This is a genomic window from Vibrio sp. La 4.2.2 (genome assembly GCF_027586995.1).
Taxonomy (GTDB): domain Bacteria; phylum Pseudomonadota; class Gammaproteobacteria; order Enterobacterales; family Vibrionaceae; genus Vibrio; species Vibrio mediterranei.
The window spans coordinates 53,167-79,627 of record NZ_JAPPTJ010000003.1 but is presented as its reverse complement, the minus strand read 5'-3'; the positions used below and the strand labels follow the sequence as shown (position 1 = coordinate 79,627).

Annotated in this window: 23 protein-coding genes and 1 pseudogene; 19 read left to right on the top strand and 5 right to left on the bottom strand. The window is 42.8% G+C overall.

What is annotated here, in order from left to right:
- Positions 1-144 precede the first annotated feature (144 nt).
- From OH456_RS06665 to OH456_RS06630, 8 genes are all read left to right on the top strand, one after another.
- Positions 145-981: an FkbM family methyltransferase gene (locus OH456_RS06665; RefSeq protein ID WP_270033117.1), complete on the top strand. Its 837-nt coding sequence runs from the start codon at positions 145-147 to the stop codon at positions 979-981.
- Positions 953-2,209, top strand: a complete 1,257-nt coding sequence (locus OH456_RS06660) for an MFS transporter (RefSeq protein ID WP_270033116.1) — start codon at positions 953-955, stop codon at positions 2,207-2,209. Before OH456_RS06665 ends, OH456_RS06660 begins: the two co-directional genes overlap by 29 nt.
- A gap of 2 nt (positions 2,210-2,211) precedes the next feature.
- Positions 2,212-3,240 carry an aKG-HExxH-type peptide beta-hydroxylase gene (locus OH456_RS06655; RefSeq protein WP_270033115.1) on the top strand — a complete coding sequence of 343 codons (1,029 nt, stop codon included), beginning with the start codon at positions 2,212-2,214 and terminating at the stop codon, positions 3,238-3,240.
- A gap of 78 nt (positions 3,241-3,318) precedes the next feature.
- Positions 3,319-3,735, top strand: a complete 417-nt coding sequence (locus OH456_RS06650) for a hypothetical protein (protein WP_270033114.1) — start codon at positions 3,319-3,321, stop codon at positions 3,733-3,735.
- A gap of 183 nt (positions 3,736-3,918) precedes the next feature.
- The gene (locus OH456_RS06645; RefSeq protein WP_270033113.1) at positions 3,919-4,191 is read left to right on the top strand and encodes a hypothetical protein; all 273 of its coding nucleotides are present in this window, start codon (positions 3,919-3,921) and stop codon (positions 4,189-4,191) included.
- A gap of 255 nt (positions 4,192-4,446) precedes the next feature.
- Positions 4,447-5,646 (top strand): nucleoid-associated protein, encoded by a 1,200-nt coding sequence (locus tag OH456_RS06640; protein ID WP_270033112.1) that lies wholly within the window; start codon positions 4,447-4,449, stop codon positions 5,644-5,646.
- 3 nt (positions 5,647-5,649) lie between these two features.
- Positions 5,650-6,909 carry a hypothetical protein gene (locus tag OH456_RS06635; protein WP_270033111.1) on the top strand — a complete coding sequence of 420 codons (1,260 nt, stop codon included), beginning with the start codon at positions 5,650-5,652 and terminating at the stop codon, positions 6,907-6,909.
- A gap of 465 nt (positions 6,910-7,374) precedes the next feature.
- Positions 7,375-8,016 carry a GIY-YIG nuclease family protein gene (locus OH456_RS06630; protein ID WP_270033110.1) on the top strand — a complete coding sequence of 214 codons (642 nt, stop codon included), beginning with the start codon at positions 7,375-7,377 and terminating at the stop codon, positions 8,014-8,016.
- 135 nt (positions 8,017-8,151) lie between these two features.
- Here OH456_RS06630 and OH456_RS06625 read toward each other — a convergent pair whose 3' ends face one another.
- The 4 genes from OH456_RS06625 to OH456_RS06610 all read right to left on the bottom strand — a co-directional run bounded on the left by OH456_RS06625 (position 8,152) and on the right by OH456_RS06610 (position 13,273).
- Positions 8,152-9,285, bottom strand: coding sequence for a hypothetical protein (locus OH456_RS06625; protein WP_270033109.1), 1,134 nt, complete (start codon positions 9,283-9,285; stop codon positions 8,152-8,154).
- A 1-nt stretch (position 9,286) separates the two neighbouring features.
- Positions 9,287-10,843: an AAA family ATPase gene (locus OH456_RS06620; RefSeq protein ID WP_270033108.1), complete on the bottom strand. Its 1,557-nt coding sequence runs from the start codon at positions 10,841-10,843 to the stop codon at positions 9,287-9,289.
- A 466-nt stretch (positions 10,844-11,309) separates the two neighbouring features.
- Positions 11,310-12,470 carry an MrcB family domain-containing protein gene (locus tag OH456_RS06615; RefSeq protein ID WP_270033107.1) on the bottom strand — a complete coding sequence of 387 codons (1,161 nt, stop codon included), beginning with the start codon at positions 12,468-12,470 and terminating at the stop codon, positions 11,310-11,312.
- A 203-nt stretch (positions 12,471-12,673) separates the two neighbouring features.
- Positions 12,674-13,273: a Rha family transcriptional regulator gene (locus tag OH456_RS06610; RefSeq protein WP_270033106.1), complete on the bottom strand. Its 600-nt coding sequence runs from the start codon at positions 13,271-13,273 to the stop codon at positions 12,674-12,676.
- A gap of 333 nt (positions 13,274-13,606) precedes the next feature.
- On the opposite strand from OH456_RS06610, the gene OH456_RS06605 reads away from it, so the two are divergent.
- Genes OH456_RS06605 through OH456_RS06590 form a run of 4 tightly spaced genes read left to right on the top strand, consistent with a single transcriptional unit; the run spans position 13,607 to position 19,515 of the window.
- Positions 13,607-14,299, top strand: a complete 693-nt coding sequence (locus OH456_RS06605; protein ID WP_270033105.1) for a phage minor tail protein L — start codon at positions 13,607-13,609, stop codon at positions 14,297-14,299.
- A complete protein-coding gene (locus tag OH456_RS06600; RefSeq protein ID WP_270033104.1) occupies positions 14,296-15,054 on the top strand; it encodes a C40 family peptidase in 759 nt (252 codons plus the stop codon). Before OH456_RS06605 ends, OH456_RS06600 begins: the two co-directional genes overlap by 4 nt.
- On the top strand, positions 14,961-15,536 hold the full coding sequence (locus OH456_RS06595) for a tail assembly protein (RefSeq protein WP_270033103.1): 576 nt from the start codon (positions 14,961-14,963) through the stop codon (positions 15,534-15,536). Before OH456_RS06600 ends, OH456_RS06595 begins: the two co-directional genes overlap by 94 nt.
- A 1-nt stretch (position 15,537) precedes the next feature.
- Entirely contained in the window at positions 15,538-19,515 is a 3,978-nt protein-coding gene (locus tag OH456_RS06590) for a host specificity protein J (protein ID WP_270033102.1), read from the top strand.
- A gap of 188 nt (positions 19,516-19,703) precedes the next feature.
- Here the strand turns inward: OH456_RS06590 and OH456_RS06585 are convergent.
- Positions 19,704-20,627 (bottom strand): annotated as a pseudogene (locus OH456_RS06585) (integron integrase).
- Positions 20,628-20,870: 243 nt separating this feature from the next.
- Between OH456_RS06585 and OH456_RS06580 the strand changes: the two are divergent.
- From OH456_RS06580 to OH456_RS06540, 7 genes are all read left to right on the top strand, one after another.
- Positions 20,871-21,701: a hypothetical protein gene (locus OH456_RS06580; protein ID WP_270033101.1), complete on the top strand. Its 831-nt coding sequence runs from the start codon at positions 20,871-20,873 to the stop codon at positions 21,699-21,701.
- A gap of 147 nt (positions 21,702-21,848) precedes the next feature.
- Positions 21,849-22,187 (top strand): hypothetical protein, encoded by a 339-nt coding sequence (locus OH456_RS06575; RefSeq protein WP_270033100.1) that lies wholly within the window; start codon positions 21,849-21,851, stop codon positions 22,185-22,187.
- A 212-nt stretch (positions 22,188-22,399) separates the two neighbouring features.
- Entirely contained in the window at positions 22,400-23,059 is a 660-nt protein-coding gene (locus OH456_RS06570; protein ID WP_270033099.1) for a CatB-related O-acetyltransferase, read from the top strand.
- A gap of 178 nt (positions 23,060-23,237) precedes the next feature.
- On the top strand, positions 23,238-23,933 hold the full coding sequence (locus OH456_RS06565; protein ID WP_140304463.1) for a hypothetical protein: 696 nt from the start codon (positions 23,238-23,240) through the stop codon (positions 23,931-23,933).
- A gap of 144 nt (positions 23,934-24,077) precedes the next feature.
- Complete coding sequence (locus OH456_RS06560; protein WP_270033098.1) at positions 24,078-24,824, top strand: AlbA family DNA-binding domain-containing protein; 747 nt, start codon at positions 24,078-24,080, stop codon at positions 24,822-24,824.
- A 151-nt stretch (positions 24,825-24,975) separates the two neighbouring features.
- Positions 24,976-25,758, top strand: a complete 783-nt coding sequence (locus tag OH456_RS06550) for a hypothetical protein (protein ID WP_270033097.1) — start codon at positions 24,976-24,978, stop codon at positions 25,756-25,758.
- Positions 25,759-25,894: 136 nt separating this feature from the next.
- Complete coding sequence (locus OH456_RS06540) at positions 25,895-26,329, top strand: hypothetical protein (RefSeq protein ID WP_239913574.1); 435 nt, start codon at positions 25,895-25,897, stop codon at positions 26,327-26,329.
- Positions 26,330-26,461: the final 132 nt, after the last annotated feature.

Here is a 26,461-nt window from a genome sequence, read left to right as displayed (position 1 = left end):
AATAGAATGAAAAAAGTAGACCCGAAAAAATTGTTCTCACTGCAACGCAAAAGCACGAAGTGCCTAAAAGTCGTGGACAATTAATGTAGTGCTCATGGCCGCAGTAAGTTGTCGCGGCCTTCTTAGTAATGATAAGGAGTTATCATGACATTTGAAGATATTATGGGCATAAAAAAACGCATTAACGTCCTCGACTTAGGCGCTAAGTGTTACCTGTCAGACAAACAAAACTACGACGCACTCTCCGATATCTATGTGTGTGGTGTGGACTATTTCTCCGATCAGGATAGCCTCGACGAACACCGACAGTACGATCAGGTGATCAATGCGGTGATTGGTGATGGCACGCCCCAAACCCTTTACATCACAGAATACGAATCTTGCTCTTCGCTGTTTGAGCCCAATCATCCGTTACTAGCCCAATATCAGACGTTAAGTGAATGGCTTACCGTTAAAGAAGCGGTGCCAGTCGACACAATAAGACTCAACGATCTCAGTGTTGAAAAGGTGCCCGATTACATTAAGTCGGACATACAAGGCGCGGACGCGTTAGCGATACAGTATGGCGACCGATTTTTTGGTGCGGCATTGGTGGTCGAAGTGGAAGTTGAATTTATCCCTCAGTATCAAAACCAACCGTTGTTTTCAGAGGTCGAACAACTGCTGAGAGCTCAGGGGTATATGTTCCATACCTTTACGGGCTATGGCTCTCGGATGCTCAAGCCTGCCGATAATCCCTATGATCCCTACGACACGTTTAATCAATGGATGTGGTCTCATGCCGTCTTTATCAAAGATCTCCACACCGCCAGTCTGACATCAGAGGAATACGTCAAGCTCGCGATGATCGCTCACAATGTGTACCAGTCTTATGATATTGCGCTGCATTGCTTACAACAGTCCGAGGTGGAGTCAGCGCCTTATCACGCTTTTTTACTGCAGGAGTTTGATAATGAGACTCTTAAATTTTCTGATCTGTAGTGGCCTGAGCTTAGTCGCGTTTAGAAGCTTTTCTATCATTCTGGTGTGGTCAGTGATCAAAATGACTGGCGAAGACAGCTTTACTCTAGGCGCGGTGATTGCCCTGATGTGGGTGTTCAACCTGATAGCGTTGCCACTGGCGGGAGACTGCTTGGATCGTTTCGCCAAGAAAGAGGTCCTCGTCGTGGGCGCCATCGTGTCTATCCTCTCGAGTGCAGTGTTTTGGGTGAATTATGAGACATTAGGCAGTTCCATCGTCGTGATGGCATTGTGTGCCTCGGTGCTGGCCGCGACAAACTCGATCACGTCCAGCAGCATTAATAGCTTGATCCCGTTCATTGCGCACAAAGACCAATTGAATCGTGCTGTTGGATTGGCGGCAACGATGAACTCGTTGCAAGTGATCATTGGCGCCATTTTTGGTGGCAGCCTGATTGCCTTTTTGGGGGTCCATCTGGCGATACTGTTCGTGGTGGGGTTGTACGGCCTGGCACTGGTGATGCTGCTGTTTGTATTTTTCTCTGAGCCAGAACACACCCCTCATGACGAATCGTATCTTCGACGAGTGATCGCCGGTTTTAAAGTGCTGTATACCGTCGATAGTGAACGCGTCATTTGTTATACCGCGATGGTGACCAATTTCGTGGTCACCCCCTTGTTGATGGTGGTTGTGCCTTATTACGTCGCGGTTCAACTTCGACAAGAAGCCACCACCTTGGCACTGTTTGAAGCGTCATTTGCCCTCGGAATGCTAGTGGGGGCCGCGCTTTTATCGAGAATGGATTTTAATCGCCATCGGCGGATACTTCCGGTGGTGACGGGCAATGTATTAATTGGTGCTGGGATCATTGCGTTCTCAATGTCAGAGTCTATCGCGTTTCAGGCAATCAGCTTTTGTGTCTCCGGCTTTGGCCTGACCATGAAAGGGGTGGCCTGTAACAGTATCCGAGCCTTTGCTGTCCCTGACTCCCACCGAGCACGACTTGAAGGCGCCATTTTTTTCCTCTGCATCGTCACTATCCCTTTTGGCAGTCAATTGTTTGGGTATCTTATCGCCACTATCGATCCGTCGCAGCTTAACGCGCTCATTATCGTGATGGGATTAGCGATCATCACCACGTCGTTCTGGCCATTATTGTCCAAGCGCACGGTGTATGTGTTGGGGCGTTCCAATGACCAACTTGAACAACTGTATAAAAAACTCTATCCCACAGCCTTTGGAGGGTAAACATGGACGATTTTCTCCAACACAATTGGGCTCGACCGAACGCGGAGTTCGCCGAGCACCTGATAGACATCAATATTAAAGAACTGTCAGAGAGCTTTCTGTATTTGGCACAGATTTGCGAGTACGACAAGACCGACAGCTTGGCGGTGTTTCGCCAGCGTGCAAGGATGCGCAGCGACATGATGTTGTTTTTCTTAACGCATGAGGCGTTGGTCAAGGCGGTGCAATCGCAAGACCAAGCGGCGTGCCATCGTGTCCTGGACAGTTTAGAGGGGCAGAGCATGCACGTGGTTCAGCCTCATATCGAGATAGAGTATTCACGATATGGTTTAACGTATTCTCCGCCAATAGAGGCCATGATGAGTCAGATCATGAAACGTGATCATGATGAAACGTACGAGGGCAAATATCGAGGCGAAGAAAGTCTGCTTTATACGCCCGATCATGAGGAGGCGCAATACACCATCGATGTCTTGAAAGCCGTCCTTCGCAGGCTGGACGGGGTGGATGAAGCGCACTTTAATGAATTGAATACGCTCATCCAACGCGTCGTCTTGGTTGGATCGAATGGCATCAATGCGAGCTCTTATCTCAGTCTTCTAGGGGCGTTTTTTCTGCGAACATATCAGCCGAAAAAAGAGCACTGGTCGCGTTTGTTTGAGCACGCTGTTCATGAGTCTGCGCATAACTTGCTGTACCACATGTGGTACCAGAAAGCGCCCATTATCGACGATGAGGGCGTTTACTACACACCTTTTCGTATGGATTACCGGCCGCTTAGTGGTGTTTATCATGCGATGTTTGTGTTGGCTCGAACCATCTACGGATTTGAGGCGCTTCTCAATCACAAACTGCTCCGTCCGGAAGACATTGAAAGTCACTACAACGAAGCCAACAACGATACACCGTTCAAAGAGAAATTTAGGCAAACTGTCAATGTGCTCGGTTCGTCGAGAAAGTTGACTACGTTTGGAGCCAGGCTTTTGGAGGACTGCTCAGAGCTGGTGGACAGTTGTCAGTGTGACATTTAGTGTCACCACGACACAAAAAAAGGGAGCCCGATGTATTTTTGGAACGTAAACAAACTGAAGCGGGATATCAAGGCCAACATGCTCTCCGAGCGAGATAAGTTTTGGTATCTGTTTGTGTACTTGATTGCAGGGGCGGTCGCCTACGAGCTTTTGCTGGTGGTAGCGCCCGGGACCCCTCCCAATCTTTGGGATAGAATCGACGTGATTGCTAATCTGCTCATTTTTATGATGGGAACGTACTGGGCATATCGAGCGAATGGGGCAGAGAAGGGCACGGACTTTTTAGGGCGGTTTTTCAGTCTGGGTGTCGTGGTTATGATTCGGTTTTGTGTCGGGTTGGTGCCCCTATTTGCCTTACTGGCAGGCTATTATATGTTTATGCCATTAGACAAAGTACCAACAGCAACTGCAGCGATGGATGTGATTCCTTTCTTGCTTTGGTATGTGCTGTTCTATGTTCGTTTGGTCATCCATATTCGAGATTTACGTCCTTAAGAGCAGGATTGCGGTGAGGAAGTGGAGTCGCAACATTAATCGAAGCGAACCAACGGGCAGAGATAGTATTTCGGCTCACCATCCTAACCGGCACTCAATTCTTGGTGTTAAATGTATTCTTGGTCACATTACAAAGGTCTAATTTCAGACTTTTTAGGGTAGATAACTCGCTATCCTAATGAAATGGAAACTAAAACTCTTTTATTACATCAAATTCAGCGTGCGATGTTGGATTGTGATGCTTGCTTAGACGACCTTTTCGAAATGATGAGCCGAGCGGTATTGAAAACCGACGCTGAACAAATCGATTGGCATTTGATGAACGAAATGGGAGACGCAGACGTACTTCTGCTTATCGTACTCACTGACGTTGATCTAAGAGCGAGTTTCAATGAAGTTGTGCTCAAGAAAGCGGTGAACTATATACATTCTGCTGAATGCAACTTACGCCATTGAATAACAGCTACCGAAGTATCCAAATAATTCAGACAGTTATTCTGCTCCTTTATTGATGCTAGCTGGCGTAGCGGCAATTGAATTCTGGACCTACAACAAACGGATTAAAGTAACTAGTTCGTTCTAAGCGATAACTTTGCATTGTATTTCTTGATATATGACATGTATTGATATGAAACAACTTTAAAATCTAATGCTGATTAGTTATATTGCGACGAGGATATAGTCAAACAATCAGTAATTTAACGAGTGATTATGCAAACTTGCTTTAGTTGTAATTTAGAGTTTCCTTTACAAGAGAAAGAGTGCCCAAATTGTCAGAAAGAAGCGGATGCTACAGTCAATTCTACCGTAGCAACTGGTGGGTTACTTGCGCTGCATGCTAAGACTGTTCAATTGAACAAAGGTGAAAATAAGGCAAGTATTGATGAGATTGTGGGCAGTAATTGGACTATTGAAGAAGATAGCGTTTCTTACAATTTTATCCGAGATGTGGAAGCAAAATTCAAACGAAAGAACAAATTCCATAGTTTCTATGACCAAAATTCGCCAACCTTGACAAATGCTCTACTCGCTTACGCTAAATCTAACGCTACTAGTGTTGACTTCGACAAGCTTGTAAAAGTTCTGACAACATCTTTAAAAACAGAATTGTTTAAAGTTTTGGGTAGTACCAATAGCTCATCGATTGTTTTTACTCATTATAAAGATGTCTTAAGCAACTCAGAGTTCGACTTGGGGCGTTTGCTCGTTGTGATGGTCGATAAGAAAGATGGCTTTGACTTTACCGATGACCATAAACTTTACCCCAAAAAGGCCGCTCATATTAATCTAACTGCAATGAAGCAAGCTGTCAGGATTGACCTACAAATGTTTCACGACAGCTTTCCTATTAATGAAAGTAAACCGTATCTTAAGTTTATTAGGGGTAACTCTTCGGCTGAATACTTTAGAACGGCATTTGGCTGTGTTGAAAAAGTAGACAATGGAGAGTCATTAGAAAACTTGTATAAAGCGATTGAGGAATTTGCAACACGTCATAATCTGGATCGAAGATTTGAATCAAAAGCTCAGGAAGCGCTAGATTTAATGCTTGATGATCTGCTAAACGACAAATCGCGTTCTTCATTTTCTATAGATGAAGCTGGCAGAGTTATTGAATCTGCTGCTCCCAAGTCTTTAAAACTTGAAGGAACCTTTGTAAAGTTTGTTAATGAGGAAGAAAAGCCGATTAATCATTTTATTGAACCTACGAAAGGACAAGTAGAAAAACAGCGTTGGATAGATTTTTCTGACAGCAGTTCAGGGATTATAGCTAAAGCACTTAGACCAACTATTGGAGTACCAAATTCAGGTGAAACCTTCGAATATAACGAGTCAAATGGGCGCATATCTTGGTTAATAACAGACGATTTATTAAAGGATCGTATACAAGCGTTGATGAAAAAAGATTAGACCATGCCAAATTCAAAGCGTTTTTTTGATTTAATCAAAAATTGTCCAGCTGAAGTAGAAGAAGAGGACAATATACTTAGGCTATCTTTACCTGCAAGTAGCGATTTGGATACGATAGAGCTTGCTGCTAAAGAATTTGGTTTTTTACCTCGTTCATCGATTGTTAGAAACTCAAAATTAGAGTTACTCCCAAACAAACTCTTTTGGGATGAAGGAGAAAGCAAGTATTACGTAAGCTACGAAAAGCTGTTGAAGGAGTTCTTTAGTAAAGGGAAGATTATCACGGGGTCGTTAGTATATAACTCTGAGACCAAAAAAGTTGACCATATTACTAATAACTCTCCGCTTAAGAAGCAGCTAGATATTGTTAAATCTTTCATTGAACTACTAGTAAAGTTGAGTGATCAATCATTGCCAGATTCTGGTTTTATGGAAGGTTTTGAAAAAACGGTATTCTTTATCAAGACCGACGAGACCGCTAATAAGTATGAAGTGGGTACATCTCTGACTTGGCAACAACTTAATGGAGCCCTGCCTAGCAAATTAGATGATCTTATGGCTCTAGATTCTTTAGTTTCCGTCTTAATTTCAAAGGTTACTTTGGGTGACGCTCAGGATGCTGAACGAAAAAACTGTATGCGTTCGGCACTAGATACATTGATGTCCAAGGCGTCTAGCAATCGCACCTTATTTTACTATTTATTGTCTCGAATTGAAGATTTGAATAGTACATATAATGACCACCACAACATGTTCCTTAGCGAATTCAGTGTAAACAAGGTTATACAAGAAATTGCGGAAAAAGATTTGGAGTACATTACAAAAATCAACGAGTTTACATCATCAGCCCAGACTAAAGCGCTAGCGATACCGGGTGCAATGGTAGCGATAGCGGCTATTTTAAAGACAAATAGCTCCTTTAGTGCATTTGGAGTAATGATGGGGTTGGTTTTGACGGCGATAATTATAGATAGATGTTTATCTATCTATAAGTCTTCGTTTTTACATATAGATAAACATATCAAAAATGTATTTAAACAATATGAACACTTGGCGGTTGAGAGTAAGGTCAGATCTAAGGCGGAAAAAACGAAAAGCAGTTTGTTGAAATTAAATACAAAAGCCAAACTTAGTTTAGAGTTCATCAGAGGAGTAGTTTGGGTAACAGTGATTGTTGCTGGTATATTTTTGGTAACGCAGAATCAACTGCGTTTGGATACAGATACTAGTTCAAGCGTGAACGTTGAACAGAAGGTTCATTGATAGTTAGGATAAATTGCTTCACTACAAGTTTTTGAGTATACAAGTTGAATTAATGGCTGTTGTTTGTTTCAAAATAGTGTAGGGAGACTATCGTCACACGGATTCGAGTAAAAAACTGGAATCACTAAAGGGAATAAGTTAGGGAATATTAAAAGTAGTTATCATTACGATAAGTTTTATAGTTTGAGGAAGGATGATAATTAATAAATAATTCATCATTGATTCTGATAACTCTAATCGTTATAAATGTTATTTAATCCAATACTCGAAGAAGAACGAGAGCTAAATAAGCTTCGATTGATAGTAGATAAATGTGGGGAAGATGTTAGCACAAATTGCTTAGGGTGTGAGGCTTCGTCGCTATGCGAAAGACACAGGGTAATATGGAAGGAGAGCAATCGTCTTGATTCGAATTTAATCAATTTACCTGTTGCTAAGTATGGGTGCGATGCTCGGAAGTTATCTGTGATTTGTGTAAATGGTCTCATCGAGCGAGATGTTAGGACAGCTGAATATTTGGTTTATCTTTTGGATACGGATTATGGACAATATGTAGGTGAGACAAAGGACCTTGTTACTCGCTGGCGATTTCACAACCACTCTGCTAGAAAGGTTGGGAAAGATTGCGGTTGTAATGACAACATTAAGAGTGCACTTTTACGTAGCCACTTAATAAGAGTTTATGTCGTGGCGGTAGCTAAATCAAAAGAAGAAGCTCGAGCTAAGGAAGCGTTAGCTATTCAATATTACTGTGCAAGTTTAAACAGCAGGAAAGAAACAATATTACCGAATGTGAGAGCTTATTTTAACTCTCTTGAGAGAGTTTCAGACATAGTGTCCCTCACTGCAAAGAGAAATCATGGTAACAACTGCAAGTATGCTGACTCAGATCGCGAAACATTTGTTTGCCGTATTGTCATCGAGAAGAATCGAAAACGAGTAAAGTGTTGCAGTGGTCCGTTTTCTGGTGTTTACGTTGAATGCAGCAGAAGTGAGCGAGATCGTTACAGTGAAGGTGAACTTGTTAGAATAAAAGCGGTGTTAACTACTAAGAGAGATAAACCGTATTTAGTCGCTGCGAAAACCAGTCCACTTGTGAAAGTATAGGGAATGGAACCTTTATGATTGTAGACCCCAGAGAATTTGACAGAACCAACCGCTCAGTTCAAGGCAAGATATAGCAGCTAAAATCTGACAGGCTCAAATCAAAATGAGTGCCTGTCAGATCAGAACTCAGTACCTTTAAAAGGACTTGACAGAGGCTAACAAAGGCGAACATCCCCAATTAATTAGTGTACGACCGATTGAATCCCATTGTGATTGAATATGAGGAGTTAGTTGAGAATAAACTGGGCGTAAATGTATTCCTCGCATTTTTTGGACACTATCTACTAAGATTTTGTCACCCAAGCCCTCAATTTTAATACAGAAATCGCACTCTGAATTGTGTGTATCATTTATGCATGAACTAGTGCGTCTACAAGGTTTGGTATGATACCTTCGGTCGTCGGAGAAGAATTGTTTCCAAAAGCTATGTTGATATAAAGCATCAAGTTTCCATCCCTGTTCAAGGGTAAAACCTTTTTTATGGTCAAAGAAACGTCTAAACTGATAATTACTAGAACTATCGTGACGTTCAATAAGATCTAATGTATCAATTTTGCTAGGATCTACTATGTGTTTTAGAACCACACCGGGAATTATTGATTCGGCTTCATGGAAATCTAATACAACGCACTCTTGATTAATGGCATATCCTCTTTGATTTTGTGTGTCTTTAAACACTTTAGATGTACTTCCTTCAGCACCATTTGGGTGTTTCTTATCATTATCTACGATACAAATACCAAATTGGTGTTCTTTTAACATCTTTACGTATTTTTTGTGTGTTCTAGCACCTCCTCCTTCGAGGTTGTTAAACTTCACGAAGACGCCTTTACCATATTTTATAGGTGCTATAGTGTTAGCAATGAGCGTATAGAACTCACAATCAGACTCATCTTCCGCTAGGAAAGTACATTTACCTTTAAAAGAGCTTTTTAGTAGGTAATGATAGGAGGCGATTATATCTAGTGACTGGCTATTTACAGTGCTACTGATGTGGTCATCTTCCAAAGAAAAATCGATAGTTAATTGCACGTCAAAAGCTGATTTAAGAGAACCAAGTTCTCTTTTCATCTCTAGTAGATCACTCGCATATTTCTTATGTAGATTGCCATAAAGATCGCAAGAAATTAACTCTTCACATATTGCTTTTTTGCAGTTAACAATGTGGTTTCGTTCTCCATGTGCCTCTAGAAAGGAATGGACTGCCTTTTGACGATCCAAATTGGAACTATACTGAGCAGGAAAGCAATTGATAATTTTAACAAACATATTACCTACCAGAAAAGAAGCCAAGTGGCCAATTAACCAAGTCACCTTCCTCATCAAAGCCTGACTCTCTCACTACGGTCATATTGTCTTCTTTCTCAAAAATATATATGCTGGCAAGATCTGAACATTCATTATTCTCAATGTAGTCACCAATAGCATCAATCATAGTTTTACTGTGGGTTTCAAAGATGATTTGAATCCCCAAATTTGAATTAGCTTTATGTGCAACCGATGCAAGCACTTTAGCTAGCGTCGCCTGAAGTTGAGGATGAAGGTGAAGTTCGGGTTGTTCAATGACAAATGTAAGAGGGATGCCTTCCAAGCGTCTCGTCCTCGTCTGAGCGAGTCTGGGCCGCGTTTCGAACCAGAGCATCGTGATAATAGGCAAAATTTGAGAGAATCCAAACCCCATGTCACTGATGTTGTTCTCCTGACCATCAATATTTATAACGATTTCATAGTGTAGGCTTTGAGTCTCAGGGACAGACACCACAAATCCAAAGTTAGAACTACACCAGCGTTGGAATCGAATCATCTCACTTGAGGTCATATTTCTAAGTAGCATTGCTAAGTTTGACCCAGTATGATCAAGCTCTTCTACCCTCAGATCTTGAAAACGATAAAAGCGTTCTGCAGTTGCTCGTAAAGGAGCTATGTATTTTATACTTTTGGCATATTGACTAAGATAATAATTAACGCGGTCAACTAATCTAGGTAGAAAGATGATTAGCAAATGATGATAGATCTTGTCGATTTCGACTTTGGTAAAAGGCTCATTAGGTTGGAATAGTTTTTCCAATGTAGAGTTGATGAGGTATTTATGTGTTAAATCTAGATTACTTACTATAAATAGCTCTAGAGAAAAATCGTCACCAATCATGTCTGTTTTAGGTTTGACTATGTTAATTATTTCTCTTACGTTATTTCTAGAAATAGCATTATTAATCTCGTATTCTGACTTCAAATTATCTAAACTATCGAGCTCTTCTTCTTCGTTAAACCACTTATTGCTAAATTCTTCTGATTCTATAAAGTGGTCAATCGATATAGAAGGTAATACTCCATGCCTTCCAAAGTAGAATGTAAAATCAGTAAGTACTTCATGGCCATCTACAGTTAAAGCTGGACTTCCTTTATTGAAGGATATCTCAAAATTAGATTTGTTAATTGTCAGTTTTATTTTGTTGGCTATTGTGGCTCTTTTGTTCTCTGAAACCGATAACTCTAACGCAATAGGAATTTTCTTATTTTCGACGGTGTGTAATGGTCTCTGATTCAACTTTATGTCAAAAATGTAATCAAACGTAATTGTGTTTTCGTGTGAATTTTTATTCTTCGCCTCCGAAAAAGAGCCATAATCTACGTAGTTGCCGTACCAAAGAAAAGGACCACTAGTTCTTGATTCAATTGACTGGCGAAGCAATGGTAAAGTTCGAAGCAGTGAGCTCTTACCACAACTGTTTTTTCCAACAAACACTGTAATCGGCTTTAAATTGATGAAAGGTTGAGAGTCGTCATTTGAAAAGCTTCTCAGATTTCTTACTCGTATAGACTTCATAGTGTCGTTCCATTTTCATATTAATGTGAATATTATAATGAAATCAATGAACAAAAGGTAGTTCGGTGGTTAGTGTTAGTCAATTAAATAAGACATTGTACAAAAGTCAGCGTAGAACAACCTAGTCTGCAAAGAAAATCAGTTCTTTTGCTTTAAACTTCAGTTTCGGTATCTTTTCAAAGCTTGTAGTACTCCCTACTAGACGACAAAATTCGTCTCGAACATCGTTTTAAGGGACTCTGCAATACGATGTTTTATTAATGAGGTGCTAATGTACTATCTTTCGTAATTCTTTGTAGTTCAGAGCGATTACATTTAGCATTTCCTAATCCTAGGGTACCCCATATGGTGTTGTTTCTCTATGTGAGAATAAACATCTTCATCTATATTTGATACGCTAAAGTAGTTCTGGTGAAAATTAAACCTGACCCAGGCATTTAATTAGAGCAATACATGGATGTAGTAGCTATATTTTGTAGTATCCCAGAAGCCTTTTTATTTTGATACTCACTCCGCGTTCATTTACAAGCTGTGTACTTCTATTGTCAAAGAATTTTACGATAATTTCCTTCTTCGCTTCAGTAGATGCATGATGAAATAATCGATGACAAATTGGGCACAAACTGATGATGTTCTCTGGAACATCGATGCTGTATTCAAAGTCATCTTGAAACTCCATTGGTATTAGGTGGTGTGCCTCTACATATTGCTTCCCAGATGCAGCTGAAACGAATGTTGTATGATTCGTGTCATTTTCGCACTTGTAGTCAGCTTTATTAATGGCGTCAGAAGAAGGGCCAATGCAACGCGCATACGTCTCTTTAAGGTGAGTTCGGACTTTTTTCTTCCGCTTTATCTTCCCTTTAGGCGTTTTTGGTGCAGAGTCCTGAATTTGATTTTGGAAAGATTCTTCTTTAGCGAAGATATCGAAGTCCATAATGTTCAACCCAATTAGAGACTTTAGTTCATTGTATGATTTAAGTGCGACATTTAGGTCATTAATTAAAGTGTGATTATCAGGAAGAGAGCTAAGTTGGTATTTTTTACTGAAAATAACACCATCTCTATAGCCTTTAGCTAACCCTCCAGTTGAGGCAAGATCAATCGTAGTATGTGAAAAGCCATTAGGAAGTTTTATCTGGTCTCTTATTTCCTTTACTGCATTTCCGATCCTGAACCTACCTTCGGCAACACCAAAAGCTGTTTCATATTGAGTCCATCCTTGACCAAGACATAAGTAGAGATTTTCTAATTGGGCATCAAACAAATAGACAACGTAATAGCCATTTGAGGCTGTTGAGGTAACATCCAAATCGAAAATGCAGATCCACGGTATATCAGCGATACCTCCTTGACCAATTGAACCAGTAACTTTGAACTTATTCTTTGAAAGTTCGGCACTTGAATAGATAGATTCTGGAATTCGCTTGGTTAGTAATTTTGATATTTCTAACTCATTAAATTTAAACGTTTTTTTGTTCTGATTATAAGTGCCTTCTAAGGTTCCAGCCTTAGCTTGTGCATCAATGATTTTGTTATATTCCTTGTACTTAGCGTGTTCAACTTTCGCATTAACGGACTCAAAAGGCCACACAGCAGTAAATTCATCAATTAACTCTTTAAACATCTTGAAACTCTTATAATCAACCTAATGAATATATAAGGATCAATTTTAGGAAATCAATTAGTTACTTGAAGAAATCACACTACTCTTCATATCAATCGACTGATATGTGTGTGAGGTCACGATTTAATGGTAGCTACGTCCAGTTAACATCATAAGGTGTGATTCCGTAGCATCTGACGGAGCGAGGCTCCGTCAGGGAAGTTTTACTTTGTAGCTACTATACAAATTCTCTCATTCACAACTCTTGATAACTCGGCTAGTTGCTCTATATCGTTAAAAGCAATATCAGGTTCTTTAAAGTAGTTGATAAACCTATTCCTATTCATCACCAGCTCATCATTGGTTAGCAGGCGCTTTTCTACGATCTCCCCTTGCCGAACGGTGAGAAGAATTTGCTGGTGATAAACGTTCGGAAGAGCAATTGTATTCGCCGGTGGAGAAGGGAGCCTTAAATGATTTTCGAATTGTTCAGCCATTTCATTAAACGCATTGATGTAAGCTTCTTTGACCACCGCCGCTCTTTTCCCTGTGAATCCCATCACTAGGAACATGAATCCGTCCTTGGTCATTTCATATTTAGGTCGACGCTCATTTTTCGAATCATGGTAGTTAACGGCCGCAAAATTGTGGGCGTTAAATTTGGGCGAGCATTCAAGAGAGCTTATTTTTCGAAGTATGGTGTCGTGGCGTTTGTTAAAGCACTCGGCGACGAGAAGAGAGTTGGTTATTAGCGTTTTTGTTGGGGATATAAACACTAAGTCTTCGGGTCGATGGTCCATTATCGGTGTAGTTTGTACTGGCATCACTGCCTCCTTGATTTTTCTGAAAATACCCACTTACTGAATGGGTGCCAGGAGGTTCAGAACGGCTCAAGTAAACCGCGGACTTATTTCCCCGAAAGGTTTTGTATTCGTCGCCCTCCCGACATAATTCTATAGATAGATCTATGCTAGGGAAGCTGGCCATATTTCAGGCGCAAAAAAGCCAACACTATCGGGGTTGGTGCAGTCCGACTTGATTAAGAGGTTCTGACGCCTCGGTTCGGATACTAGTCCAAGCTATTCAATATTGTCAACTCAAACGATGACGTTCACTACATAAGCCCAGTTTTCCGACGATGTAGCGGAGGTGTTGCCGTGATCCCACAAAAAATGCTTATTGAATCAGCCAAGATCCAGCAGCCTCCCTTGTTAGAGTTGTACGAAGTGGATCTAACCGCGATAGGTGGAGAGCGATTTCGGTTTCATAATGGCAACAATGCCAACCGCGAACCGATAGTGTGGCAGGGAAATACTTATCAACCGTATCCAGTTAGAGGTGCGGGTTTTGACTTAAAAGGGCAGGGTACATCTTCACGTCCTAAGCTTACGCTCGCTAATATTAATGGATTGATCACCGGCCTCACAATGAACTACGAAGAGTTGGTGGGAGCCATCGTCATTCGACGTCAAATGTATTTACACCATTTGGATGCAGAAAACTTTGAACACGGAAATCCGGATGCTGATGAAACGCAAGAGGTGATATCGCGCTTCGTCGTTGAGCGCCTGGTCAACATTGATGCGCTTTCTGCTTCGTTTGAATTGGCGCTTCCGTGTGAGACGGATGGTGCCATCATCCCCGCCAGAATGGTCACGACGGACGTCTGCGTTTGGCAATACCGAGACGGCAACTGCGGATATGCTGGTGGTCCGGTTGCTGATGCTGAAGATAAACCAACTCAAGACATTCACAAAGATAAATGCGGGAAACGAATAGGGAGCTGTAAAATGCGTTTTGGTATTAATGCACCGCTTCCTTTTGGCGGATTCCCGACCTCTGTTCGATGAAATCACTACTACTCGATTATGCAGCGCTCCTCGTTCCAGAAGAAATGTGTGGATTGGTGCTACATGTCAAAGGCGAGGCACAGTTCCTTCCCGTGAAAAATATCGCTAGGGAGGGGGATACGCATATGGTGTTAGCTCCTGAAGGGTGGATGAAAGCACAGACGCTCGGTGAGGTTGTCGCGATTGTGCATTCTCATCCAGACGGTACCAAAGTCCTTAGCGCAGTTGATCGGCAAGCTCAACTACAAACTCAACTGCCATGGTGGATAGTGACTAATGCCGATCTTTATCAATACCCCTGTGTCCCACCACTGCTCGGACGTAATTTCCAATATGGTGAAGTGGATTGTTATACCTTGATGAAAGATGCTTATGCCTTATCAGGGCATCAGCTTCCAGAAATTGCTTATGAAGAGGATTGGTGGAAAAAAGGACAAAATCTGTATATCGACCACCTTCCTAAACATGGCTTCTACCGCGTGGGTTCTCCTAAGCCTGGGGATGTCCTGATGATTCAACTGGCGAGTGACATCGCCAATCATTGCGCCATCTATCTCGGCGATAACCGCATGCTACACCACTGTCCCAACCGGCTGTCTTGCCGTCAGTCTTTTGGTGGCTATTGGCGCCACCACTTACATTCCATTTGGAGGTATCAATCATGGCAACCGTGCGACTTTATGGGGATCTGCAACGATTTGGACGCCAGTTCCAACTCGAGGTCACCACCGCCAGTGAAGCCCTCAGAGCTTTGATGGTGCAAATTTCAGGCTTGCGTGCTCATATGGAGCACGGACAGTACCGTGTGCGCATCAAACGTCGGGATATTTCGGCAGAGTCAGTGTTAGATGAGACGTTCAAACCCATTGGTATGAACGATGTCATTCATGTGGTGCCTGTGGTAATAGGCGCAGAAAAAGGGGGCATTTGGCAAGTGGTCGCTGGTGCCGTGCTGGTGGTGGCCGCGTTTTATACGGGAGGGGCCTCACTGGCAGCTTGGGGAGCACTGTCAACCGGGATGGCGACAGCAGGAGCGTCCATGATGCTGTCTGGCGTCGCAACGATGCTTACCGATATGCCAGATACTTCGAGTGGCACAACGACCAACAATGGGGAACCGAATCAGTACTTCGCATCACTTGAAAACCAAGTGGCTCAAGGCGGTTGCGTCCCCATTCTGATTGGCGAATGCATGATTGCTGGAAAGATACTAAGCCAAGGCTTGAGGACTGAGTGAAATGGGTAAAGGGGGCGGCGGCAGTCAGCACATTCCAACAGAGCAGCCGGATTCACTTAAATCCAAACAGCGATTGTCGGTGGTCCATTTGCTCAGTGAGGGAGAGGTCGAGGGGCCACTGAATGGGCTCAACTCACTTTATTTGAATGATACGCCTATCATGAATGAAGATGGGACCTACAACTTCAGTGGAGTGAAAGCTGAGTGGACATCGGGTACACCTTCACAGGCTCCATTGACAGGGTTTTCTGAGCTAGAGTCGGAAGTCATAATTGGAGCAAAAGTCGAACGGGCCAACCCATTGGTTCGTACCGTGACCAATCCGCTAGTGGATCGTCTTAGAGTGACGCTTGGTGTTACCGCCTTGCGCCAAGTTAATAGCCAAGGAGATACGCACGGCGCCCGTGTGGAGTTGAAGGTGTCATTGAGTGATGGACAAAGTCAATCGATGGTCATCGAGGGAAAAACCACCTCCCAGTATCTGAAGTCGATAGAATTTATGTCGTTGCCAGAGACACCATTTCAGGTGACGGTGACACGTCTGACGAAGGACTCTACATCCCAAAAGCTCAATAACGACACCTTGTGGTCCAGCTACACCGAAATCATAGATTCAAAATTGTGTTACCCCAACTCAGCAGTGTTAGGTCTAACGCTCGACAGTTCCCAGTTCTCAGGGGTGCCGCGAATTAACGTTTTAGGACGTGGGATCAGAGTGCGCGTCCCCAGCAACTACACGCCAGGGAATCGAACCTATCAGGGATTCTGGGATGGCACTTTCAAGATAGCCTGGACGAATAACCCAGCTTGGGTCGCGTTGGAGTTGGCGACGAACGACCGTTTTGGCTTGGGGCAGCGTTTAGGTCCTAATGGGATGGACAAGTGGTCGCTGTATCAGATCGCGCAATACTGTGACAAATGGGTGGATGATGGCTTTGGGGGGAAAGAGCCCCGAATGACTTGTAACGTGTATCTGGATACTCCTCGCGCAGCACACGCCGTCCTTAGTCACTTGTTCGCCATATTTCGGGCTATGCCAATTTGGACGGGTACGGCCTTGTCGGCCTCCGCCGATCTACCCCAAGATCCGGTATACCGATACACCAATGCCAATGTAGATGCGGGTAAATTTGTCTATCAAGCCAGCGCCAAGAAAGCCAGACACACTGCAATTCATATCAAATGGCAAGATCCCAACAATGGCTGGCAGGAGCAAACGGAGTACATCAGTGATGACGATGCTATTGCGCGTTATGGGCTCAATACGAAAACAATCCACCCGTTTGGTTGTACGTCACGAGGGCAAGCAATACGAGCAGGAAAATGGTTATTAACCACTGAAAAACTTGAGCGTTATACGGTGAGCTTTGCGACGGGAAGAGAAGGGCTCCGCCACTTGCCGGGTGACGTCATTGAGATCGCGGACAATGATCGTGCAGGAGCGAATATAGGGGGACGAGTTGAGTCAATACAAGACTACACCGTGACGCTCGACAGAGAGGTGGAAACGCGCGATTTGGTCGCGTGGTTGGGGTACATTGACGCAGAGGGTGAAGCCAAACGTATTCGCGTGCTCTCTCAGCCAGCGTCGAAGACCCTGATACTGGAAGAAAAACCAGAAGGGTTAGACGCCTGGCTTGCGTGGACACTTTCTACCCAGTCGCTGACACCCACTCTGTGGCGTTGCGTCGACATCAGTGAAACAGAGACAGGGTATCGCATCACCGCGCTCCAACATGTGCCCGAAAAACATGCGTTGATTGAAGAAGGGCTGCACTTCGACCCCTTAAGTGCGAGTCTTTATGGCGGCCGCATTCCTCCCGTTGAGCGTTTACAAGTGGAAGCTGAACAATACGAGGACGCATTCCAGATCCGGATCACGTGGAACACCCCAAGAGTCGTCGATGGGATACGATTTGTGATACGGCTGATAAGAGATGACAAGGTGTATTCGAACCAGGAGACGGAGGATACTGAATTGCGGTTGAGTGGTTTGCCAATGGGTCACTACGCTTTGTTTCTTAGAGGGTGTAATGAGACGGGACAACTAGGGCCTGAAACCATGGCCAGTTTCGTTATCGACAAGCCTAAACCACCAGCTAAGATCGCGTTTGATGCCACCAATTATACGGTGACGGCTAAGCCAGTATTGGACAGCTATCAGACCTTAGGCACAAATTACGACTGGTACTTTGGTCTGACTCAGGCACAGGTCAAGCGCCGAGCCCATTATCTGGGTCGCAACTTCACTCTAAACCATCAAGGACGAAAACCAGATACTACCTATTGGTATGGCGTGGAAGCCATCAATGCAGTCGGGAGAAGTCCGTTGCTGGTGGCCTCGGTGACCACGCCGTTTGAACCCAATGATATTCTGGATTTGATTGGTCCTGAAATACCAAAACTCGATTGGGCTAAAGAACTGACAACGTTAGTTGAATACAACGAAGCGAGCGTCGTGTTACTGGAAGATAGAGCCGCACTGGTGGTCAATAAAGAGGGGCGGGTGAGCGGAATGACCGTGACCGCCGAGAGTGAAGTCAGTGCCATTGATATGTTAGCGGATTATATCTCATTGACGGATCCCATCTCCTTAGAACGTAACCTCTATTGGGATGCCAACTTAAGAACCTTGGTAGTGAAAGGGCAGATACAACTGCTCGATGGCCATACGGTGTCTCGATTGAGTGATATTCGAGGACGTGACGGTCAAGATGGGGACACCATTTATACCGAGTTTCAGTTCAGTGCGAATCGTCGTGATTGGCACTTTCCGGGGCGATCTGGTGATCGATATCTGCGTAGTCGCCAGATCACCAATGGTAAAGCGGGCTCCTGGGGTAGCCTAACGGATTTAAAAGGACCTTCAGGGCAGAATGCCACTCAGCGTTACACCTGGATAAAATACGCAGACACCGCTTCAGGTCGAGGGTTATCCAATAGTTCGGCTGGTAAGCGGTACATTGGCATTGCGTACAACAAAACCAGTGCGACGGAGTCCACTAATCCGTCTAGTTACGCTTGGACGAAATTTAAAGGGGATGATGGCCAGGCTCAACGCGGGGCCGGAATCTATCGCATCAAGACTTCAAGCGGTACCTTTCCTTCGGATTCCACCGCGAATTCATTGTTCCGCTCTCATGTCGGGCATTCGCCCGTGAAGGACGATGTATTCACTGTGTATGCCTTAAGTGGTTCGAAGGTAACCCGAGCCGCTTCTCGAATGTTTGATGGAAAACGTTGGGTCACGCCAAAGTTAATCGTCGACGGCAGCATCATTGCCTTGGGAACCATCCGAGGGGAACACATTGTGGCGGGGACGGAACTGCGTGCTCCGCGAATTATCGGCGGGTCAATCCATGGCGTAACGGGAGAATTTAATGGTACGGTGAAAGTAGGGAAACTTATTGGTTCAGTGGGTCTGACATCACGAAGGATCTCCTTCATCAGTGGCATCATTTTCACATTCCAACGAGGGGAGAACAATCGCTTCAAATACCATAAAGTGTTTACGATCCAAATTCCTAAAGCGGACTTCAAACGAAAAGGGGTCATCACGGTACGACTGCATAACACCAGTATGGATTCGCCGACCAATCCATATTATCGAACGGTGCCGTCAGTAAAAACGTGGGAAGCGCTGAGAATGAGTGCGACCAGTTTTGTCTATAACACTCGAGGACAGTTGGTGGATAGTTCTCGTTTGCCAGTCAAAGTGGGCAGTTTGGCCAGTCACTACATTACACAGTTGTCGTGGCACCAACGCAATCGGCAAGCTTTATTTAATGAGCAGGAATTAAAGTGGTCGATTGAAATTGATGCTTCCAAAGGCAACCTCAGTGGCTCGCATTCAATCGGGTTGGCCATCGCGTGCAATGCTGGTAGTCCTACCTTAAACCATAACTTGAACATTCGAGCGGGCTCAGCGTCGATTGACATCATGTTGGATAAAGACAACAGCGATATTGTGATCAATTGACTTAATTAACCCTGGTTGTTGCTAAAAACAGGTCTCGAAAAATGGGGCGCCTATGGGGCAATGCAATGAATAATGGGGCACATTTGGGCCAATATAGCGTCAAACACATGAGGGTATACACAGTGGTTGTTGATGAGTGAAATCGGAAGCAATCCGTCTATCCAATTGGTTTTAAGACATTATTTAGGTTATCCGGCGTAAAGGGTGTATATTTGAGTCGTTTTAAGATCTGTATGCCCCAATTGCTCCTGCACTGTTCTAATATCTGCGCCACTTTCCAGTAAGTGAGTTGCAAATGAATGCCGCAACGTGTGACAGCTAACCTGCTTTTCTATCCCCGTCTTTTTTACCGCAGATTTCAGAGCCTTTTGCACGCTCGACTAATTAATATGGTGTCGACGAATCAAATTAGAAGTAGGATCAATGGACAACCGAGCAGAAGGAAACAGAAACTGCCAGTTGAGCTCTTTGTTTGATTTTGGGTATTTAGTCGCCAATGCATTGGGGAGCCACACGCCAGAATAGTCACTCTGCTTAACATCTTGCCTCCAAATACTCTCAACGTGTTGCTGCTGTCTCCGTATCGCTGGGAATAGCTCTCTGGCTAACGTCACTACTCGGTTCTTATTTCCTTTCGCTCGCCATATTCTCAACGCGCCATAATCAAAGTCGATATCGTGATACCTGAGCCGAAGGCACTCCATAAGACGCAGTCCAGAGCCATACATGAGTTGTGCTGGCAATAAAAAGCTCGGCGGCATACTTTCAAGCACTTTACTCACTTCCTTTACTGTGAGGACTGTAGGGAGCTTTTTGCTCTTATTAGACTTCTTAAAGCGCATATTGACGTCTATAGGGTCATGAAGGATATGCTTATATAAAAACACTAGCGCGTTGAGTGCTTGATTTTGAGTACGCATAGCCAAGTTACGACTTGTGATCAAATAGGAAAGAAAATCTTCCACCTCCGCAGTACCCATCTCCTTTGGATGCTTTTTATCGTGATAAACAATGTACTGAAATATCCAAGAGAGGTAGGCGTCTATTGTCCTTTCCGAATAGTGCCTCGCTCGCATAAAGTCACGAATGTAGTTCAAAAATGGGGATTTCATTACTTACTCCAATACTGTGTTTGTATACAGTTATTGAGTCTAAGTAAGATTTGAGGACTTATACGGAAAATTTCCGCATTTTGTGATGTGCAACAAAGCTAATAATACTTAATCTACTGATATTCATACACTAATGATCTAACATGGTTAGATTCTATGTTTTTAGAAGGCGGTAGCGTGTGCGGAAGTACGGAAATAATCCGTCTATAAAGCGTTATACGATTAGTCGGAAGTAGAGGCATAATGGGAAAATATTCGGATCATTTGTCAAAAAGAATTAATACGTGGGGACCGAAAGAAGGTTACTGTGCTATTTGCAGAAAGCCAGCTAAACTCACTCGAGAGCATGTACCACCTGCAAGTTGTGGAAATGTGAGCAAAGTTGTTGTCCGATCATTAAGTAACTCTGGTGAATACGATAAAAGGTACGCGACTACTTCTCAAGGAGGCTTGAACTATCGTACAACTTGTTCGAGCTGTAACAATGATTGGTTAGGGCAAAAATACGATCCTGCTCTGGCTGAGTTGTTTAACGAAGTTAAACTCTTGGCGGAATCTGTTTCCAACGGAAACTTATCACTACCGCCATGTAAAACTTACTTCATCAAGCCTCAAAGAATAGCAAGGTCAGTTATTGGCCATATTTTAGCCGGCAATGCTGTAGACATAGTTAAGCAAGATACACCGCATGCACCGATGTATCAGGTCATGGAAAATTACTTTTTTGATGAAACATCTGCTTTGCCCGAAGAACTAGAAATTTTCTACTGGTTTTATCCTTTCAATGACATTCGTGTTGCTCGAGCCTTTGGAAGCAAATTTGGTGCAGCAAAGCCAATAGTTGGTGACTTACTTAAATTCTTTCCATTTGCATTTTGGGTAACGTGGAATCAACCGAAAGATATCAACTTCAACCATGGAAAACTATTGCCAATTCGGGACCTGTCTATTGATGAATCTTCGCAGCTAACTATTAATTTTGATAGTTACCCTCCAAGACATTTTCCAGAGGCACCTCAAGACAATGGGATGACAGTGTTCAATTCAAAAATGGTTGCAGTGGGTACAAAGTAAAAATCGTATAACAAAGCATTTAAGAGTGATTCGCAACGCTCGGCATTTTCGCTTCGCTCAAGTATAGCCGAGCGCCGCTCACACCTTAATGCGGCGTTAGTTGCATTGATAAGAACAACGGTTTATTTCAATCTTTAGAGTGTATAAATGAGTAATCGAACATACTTAGTTTGTTGCATCGTAGTAATAGCTTTTTTTACGGTTGTTAGTGCTCTAAAAAAAGAGAAGCACTTTTCAGGGACTGTGCTCTCCGCTGAATGTGTAGAAACAGGAAAGTCACAAATATCTGTTGCGCTTACAGTAGTTAATGGTAATAAAAAAGGTACATTCTATTTTGGTTTGAACGACTATGTGTGCCGTGACTCACTCTCTTTTTTTCAACCTGGAAGCAATGTGAATATTACGTTCAAATCACTAAATGGTTGGTTTCGCAGTGTTGATAGAATCAGTTTGGATGGTAAAGACATGCGTCTACGGGGTAGCTAGCTGTTAGATTCCTTCGCTTGCTACATTCAACTAACAAACAATTTAAGCAGACCCTCAACGCTCGCCATTTTCAGTTTGCAGGCAGTGCAGCGTTTACGGTGTCATGCAGCAACAGTCATTGTTTGTTTCGGGCTACTTAATCGGGCGTTAGCTGAATACATTGACCTACAGCGTGTGGAATAATAGAGGCAAATTAGAACGAGAATAACTCTATGAAATCAGACAATCTTTTTCCTATCAAAGACTTCAAAAATACAGTCTTTTTGAAACCTCTAATCGCCGAAAGCGAAGTGACTAATGTTCATGCCGGTGATTTTAGCTATTACAGTGACTTTGACGATCCAACAGAGTTCCTGACTAAAAATGTACTATATAACTTTGGTATTTCGGGTAACTCACTTCATATTGGTAAATTTTGTGCGTTTGCTAATAGGGTTCAATTCATCATGCCTGACGCAAACCATGCAACTTCAGGTATCACAACATATCCGTTTGCAGTTTTCGGAGAAAAGTGGGCTGAAGCTCTACCGTTGACAGAGTACCCATTTAAAGCATACAGAGACACAGTAATTGGCAATGATGTTTGGCTTGGTTATGACGTAACAATCATGCCCGGAGTAAACATCGGTCATGGGTCAATTATTGGTGCTAAATCAGTCGTTTCTACAGATATTCCACCGTATAGTATTGCGGTAGGTAACCCTGCGAAAGTCGTTAAAACTCGGTTCAGTGAAGCTGACCAAGAAGTACTTTTGGAGCTAGCATGGTGGGACTGGGAAGTTGAGTTAATCGAGAAAGCAATGCCAATTCTAGTCAAAGGTGACATTCCTAAAGTACTTGAATTTGCGAAACAAAATGGCTTGGCAGTATAAATTCAGCTAACAAAGCATTTAAGAGTGATTCCTAACGCTTGGCACTTTTCATTCCATCGTTGAGTCTTGTGTTTACGGTGGTATGGTCGGGTTTCGTGGTTGCGTTACTCACACCTTAATGCGGCGTTATAAGCCTTATTAGTTTTGAGAATATTTCTAATTGGAGAGAAGCCTGTAAATGGGTGATTACGCAGATTTTTGTGAAATGTATGGTGGTAGTGCTGGAGATCCAGACTTTATGGATGAATGGCTTGAAAAATATGCCGTTCATGATGATTCAGAAGATGACGAAGAACTTGAGTGGTACCTCAATGATGCTACGCAGAGTCCATATGACTTGTTGAATGAACAATTAAACAATATTGATACTCTTCTAGAAGTCGATGTACCTGAAAGTGCTCAATTCAGCCTTTTTGTTATGTTGCATGCACACGTTGTATCTGCAATGGAGGGCTACTTAGCGGGTGTGTTCATTCAATATGTAACTAGCTCTGACGAATTGACGAGAAAGTTGGTTGAAACAACGCCAGAGTTTTCTCAGCGTAAGTTTACTCTACAAGAAATATACGAAAAGCAGTCAATGTTAAAGACGATAGTTGCTACCTATCTCAAGGATTTAATTTTCCATGACCTGAAGAAAGTTAAGCCAATGTACAAAGCGGTCTTGGGGCATGAATTTAAAGATATATCATGGTTATTTGAGGCAGTACGAGTAAGGCATGATTGTGTTCATAGGGCTGGCTATGACAAGGAAGGTAAGAAAGTTGATATATCGAAGGAATCAATAATGGCGTTGCTGGATAAAGTTGAAAGTTTGTCTACTGAGCTTGATGGTACAGTCGAAAAGTTAATTATCGAAGGTGTCATTGTCTAGGCTTATAACAAAGCATTTAAGAGTGATTCCCAACGCATGGCATTTTTCATTCCATCGTTGGGTTTTGTGTTTACGGTGGCATGGTTGAGTTTCGTGGTAGCGTTGCTCACACCTTAATGCGGCGTTAGATATTTGAGAGAAAACATGAGTCTTCAGAAAACACAACATGAACTATTTCGACAGTTTTTCGAAAAACCTACTCGAGGCTTTTTGAAAGAGATCTTTAATGACAATATTGGTGAAAGAGACTATCTAGATTTTAAGGCAGAGTGGCCCCAACTTGAGCAAGTCTCTAAACATGTTTTAGCGTTAGCAAATAGTGGGGGCGGCGCAATTATCTTTGGTGTCGCAGAAGACTCCGATGGAGAATTTGATAATAGAGGGTTAGAAAGGCTAGTAGATATGGCCGATCTAAGTAAAACTCTTAGAAAATTCATACCAAGCCAAGTGAAATATGACGTCTTTAACTTTGTATACGATGAATCAGAACCAAAATTGGTCGGTAAAAAGTTTCAAGTACTGCTTGTCGAGTATTCAGAAAAGCTACTACCAGTACTTTGCTTGAAAGAAGGTAATGGACTGAAGTCTAGCGTCGTATACGTTCGGGATGGGACTCAATCCATCGTTGCAAATAGAGAGCAATTAGAACTTCTAATAAATGCCCGTATTGATACGGAATATTCGTCAACTCCTACACTAGAGCTTGGTTATCATCTTGAACAGCTAAAAACACTGTGCGAACAAGTTAATGTCTTAGAGCAAGAAGAAATTTTTGACTCTAACCATGGGCTTAGAGAGTTTCTAGATTTCCAGGGCGACAAAATATACTCTTCATTTTTGTATGAAATGATTGAGCACAAGAAACAGATAATCAAAAAAATGCTGCAATAAATATCTAACAAACTGCTCAAGAGGGATTCGCAACGCGTGGCATTTTTACCATGCATCAGGTTTAGCGATTAAGGTGGTATGCGGCGGCATCGGTATTGCGTTGCTCACCCCTTAGCAGGGCGTTATAAGTATTAGTGAGATTGGTTAGGTTATGAGTACATCAAGAATAATTCCAGAAAAAATAACTCACCCCATGCAGCTAATGGCCGCATGGTTTGTAATGTTGGTTGCATTAGTTTCTATATTGTTAGCTGCAGCCGCAAAAATTTCGAAACCAGATTGGGCGGCAGGGTACTTAGTAATATCTTCCACCATCTTAATCGCTATTGTGATTATTTGCGTTTTTCTGATGCTGACAAAATTTAGACCAAACTTACAGGATTCAGAGAAATATGCGGTTTGGCTTAAAGACCAGAACAAATTTGTTAATGTTGCGAAACCAGTAAAAGAGGAAAAGAAAGAAAAATTACCAGTTCTTGAGTTACCAAAAGACCGTACGCCACAAGAACAAATCACGTTGTTGAAGAAAGCACGAGCTTGCAATGTTTTAGTGGTTAACACGGCATACTCTAATTTGGTTCTGAATGGACTACTCAAAGAAGGCTTTTCTGCAGAATTGTATGAACGTGATGCTGTCCACGAAAGTGACTTACGAGATTCAACTGGCATTTGGGTTGGCGTAGATCAAGAACCAGAGGCTGTATTACGTGCAATTGAACTGGCCTTAGAATATTGGCCTCAGTTAGCGTATCTACATTTATCTATCGATAGTGATGGTCCCGAAGATACCCACGATCAATTGTTCATTGGAGGCTCCCATAGTGCAGTTAAACGATTGAAGTTGGAACCGTGGTCTAAGGATGACATCCTTTCAATCCCTAAAAATGTATCTGCTCAAGAGTTCCATAAGCTAATTCGCGACAAATACTTATAACAAACTGTTCAAGAGGGATTCGCAACGCGTGGCATTTTCACTATGCGTTGGTTTTAGTGTTTAAGGTGGAATGCGGCGGCATCAGTATTGCGTTGCTCACCCCTTAACAGGGCGTTAGGTTTAATTAGGAGTTAAGATGGAACTACAACAATTTGTGAAGGAAGCGCTGATTCAAATTACTCAAGGAGTGAAAGAAGCACAGTCACAAATAAGAGAGTCTGGAGGTTGTCTAAATCCAGCGGTTAGAATTTCTCAACAACCCTCGCAGTCACATGTATCTTCTCTGAGTGATGGCCAGAATATTTATACGGTAGACTTTGATATCGCCATATCAGTTTCGGAAAATTCTGGTACATCTGCGGATGGAAAATTGACAGTCGCATCTGTTCTTTCATTTGGTGGTGGAGCAAGTTCGTCAGAATCTAGCTCCACCTTAAGTAAAATAGCATTTAAAGTTCCTTTAGCTCTTCCGGTAGACCCAGAGTCCAGTCAGAGATTGAAAGCAGAAGATTTGCAAAACCAAAGAGAGATGGAACGTTTAAGTAATCAATCTTACGACACAGGTTGGTAAACCTAACAAATTGCTCAAGTCGACAGCTAACAGTTGGCGATTTTGGTTTAGTTGAGTTTAGTGATTACGGTGGCTTTGTTTAAGTGCAGTGGTAGTTAGCTGCAACTCAGCAAGGCGTTAGCTTATGGAGAA

Bases quoted from the DNA above. Each gene is read 5' to 3' on its own strand.
- OH456_RS06665 (WP_270033117.1), top strand. From the start codon at position 145: ATGACATTTGAAGATATTATGGGCATAAAAAAACGCATTAACGTCCTC.
- OH456_RS06660 (WP_270033116.1), top strand. From the start codon at position 953: ATGAGACTCTTAAATTTTCTGATCTGTAGTGGCCTGAGCTTAGTCGCG.
- OH456_RS06655 (WP_270033115.1), top strand. From the start codon at position 2,212: ATGGACGATTTTCTCCAACACAATTGGGCTCGACCGAACGCGGAGTTC.
- OH456_RS06650 (WP_270033114.1), top strand. From the start codon at position 3,319: ATGCTCTCCGAGCGAGATAAGTTTTGGTATCTGTTTGTGTACTTGATT.
- OH456_RS06645 (WP_270033113.1), top strand. From the start codon at position 3,919: ATGGAAACTAAAACTCTTTTATTACATCAAATTCAGCGTGCGATGTTG.
- OH456_RS06640 (WP_270033112.1), top strand. From the start codon at position 4,447: ATGCAAACTTGCTTTAGTTGTAATTTAGAGTTTCCTTTACAAGAGAAA.
- OH456_RS06635 (WP_270033111.1), top strand. From the start codon at position 5,650: ATGCCAAATTCAAAGCGTTTTTTTGATTTAATCAAAAATTGTCCAGCT.
- OH456_RS06625 (WP_270033109.1), bottom strand. From the start codon at position 9,285: ATGTTTGTTAAAATTATCAATTGCTTTCCTGCTCAGTATAGTTCCAAT.
- OH456_RS06620 (WP_270033108.1), bottom strand. From the start codon at position 10,843: ATGAAGTCTATACGAGTAAGAAATCTGAGAAGCTTTTCAAATGACGAC.
- OH456_RS06615 (WP_270033107.1), bottom strand. From the start codon at position 12,470: ATGTTTAAAGAGTTAATTGATGAATTTACTGCTGTGTGGCCTTTTGAG.
- OH456_RS06610 (WP_270033106.1), bottom strand. From the start codon at position 13,273: ATGCCAGTACAAACTACACCGATAATGGACCATCGACCCGAAGACTTA.
- OH456_RS06600 (WP_270033104.1), top strand. From the start codon at position 14,296: ATGAAATCACTACTACTCGATTATGCAGCGCTCCTCGTTCCAGAAGAA.
- OH456_RS06595 (WP_270033103.1), top strand. From the start codon at position 14,961: ATGGCAACCGTGCGACTTTATGGGGATCTGCAACGATTTGGACGCCAG.
- OH456_RS06590 (WP_270033102.1), top strand. From the start codon at position 15,538: ATGGGTAAAGGGGGCGGCGGCAGTCAGCACATTCCAACAGAGCAGCCG.
- OH456_RS06580 (WP_270033101.1), top strand. From the start codon at position 20,871: ATGGGAAAATATTCGGATCATTTGTCAAAAAGAATTAATACGTGGGGA.
- OH456_RS06575 (WP_270033100.1), top strand. From the start codon at position 21,849: ATGAGTAATCGAACATACTTAGTTTGTTGCATCGTAGTAATAGCTTTT.
- OH456_RS06570 (WP_270033099.1), top strand. From the start codon at position 22,400: ATGAAATCAGACAATCTTTTTCCTATCAAAGACTTCAAAAATACAGTC.
- OH456_RS06565 (WP_140304463.1), top strand. From the start codon at position 23,238: ATGGGTGATTACGCAGATTTTTGTGAAATGTATGGTGGTAGTGCTGGA.
- OH456_RS06560 (WP_270033098.1), top strand. From the start codon at position 24,078: ATGAGTCTTCAGAAAACACAACATGAACTATTTCGACAGTTTTTCGAA.
- OH456_RS06550 (WP_270033097.1), top strand. From the start codon at position 24,976: ATGAGTACATCAAGAATAATTCCAGAAAAAATAACTCACCCCATGCAG.
- OH456_RS06540 (WP_239913574.1), top strand. From the start codon at position 25,895: ATGGAACTACAACAATTTGTGAAGGAAGCGCTGATTCAAATTACTCAA.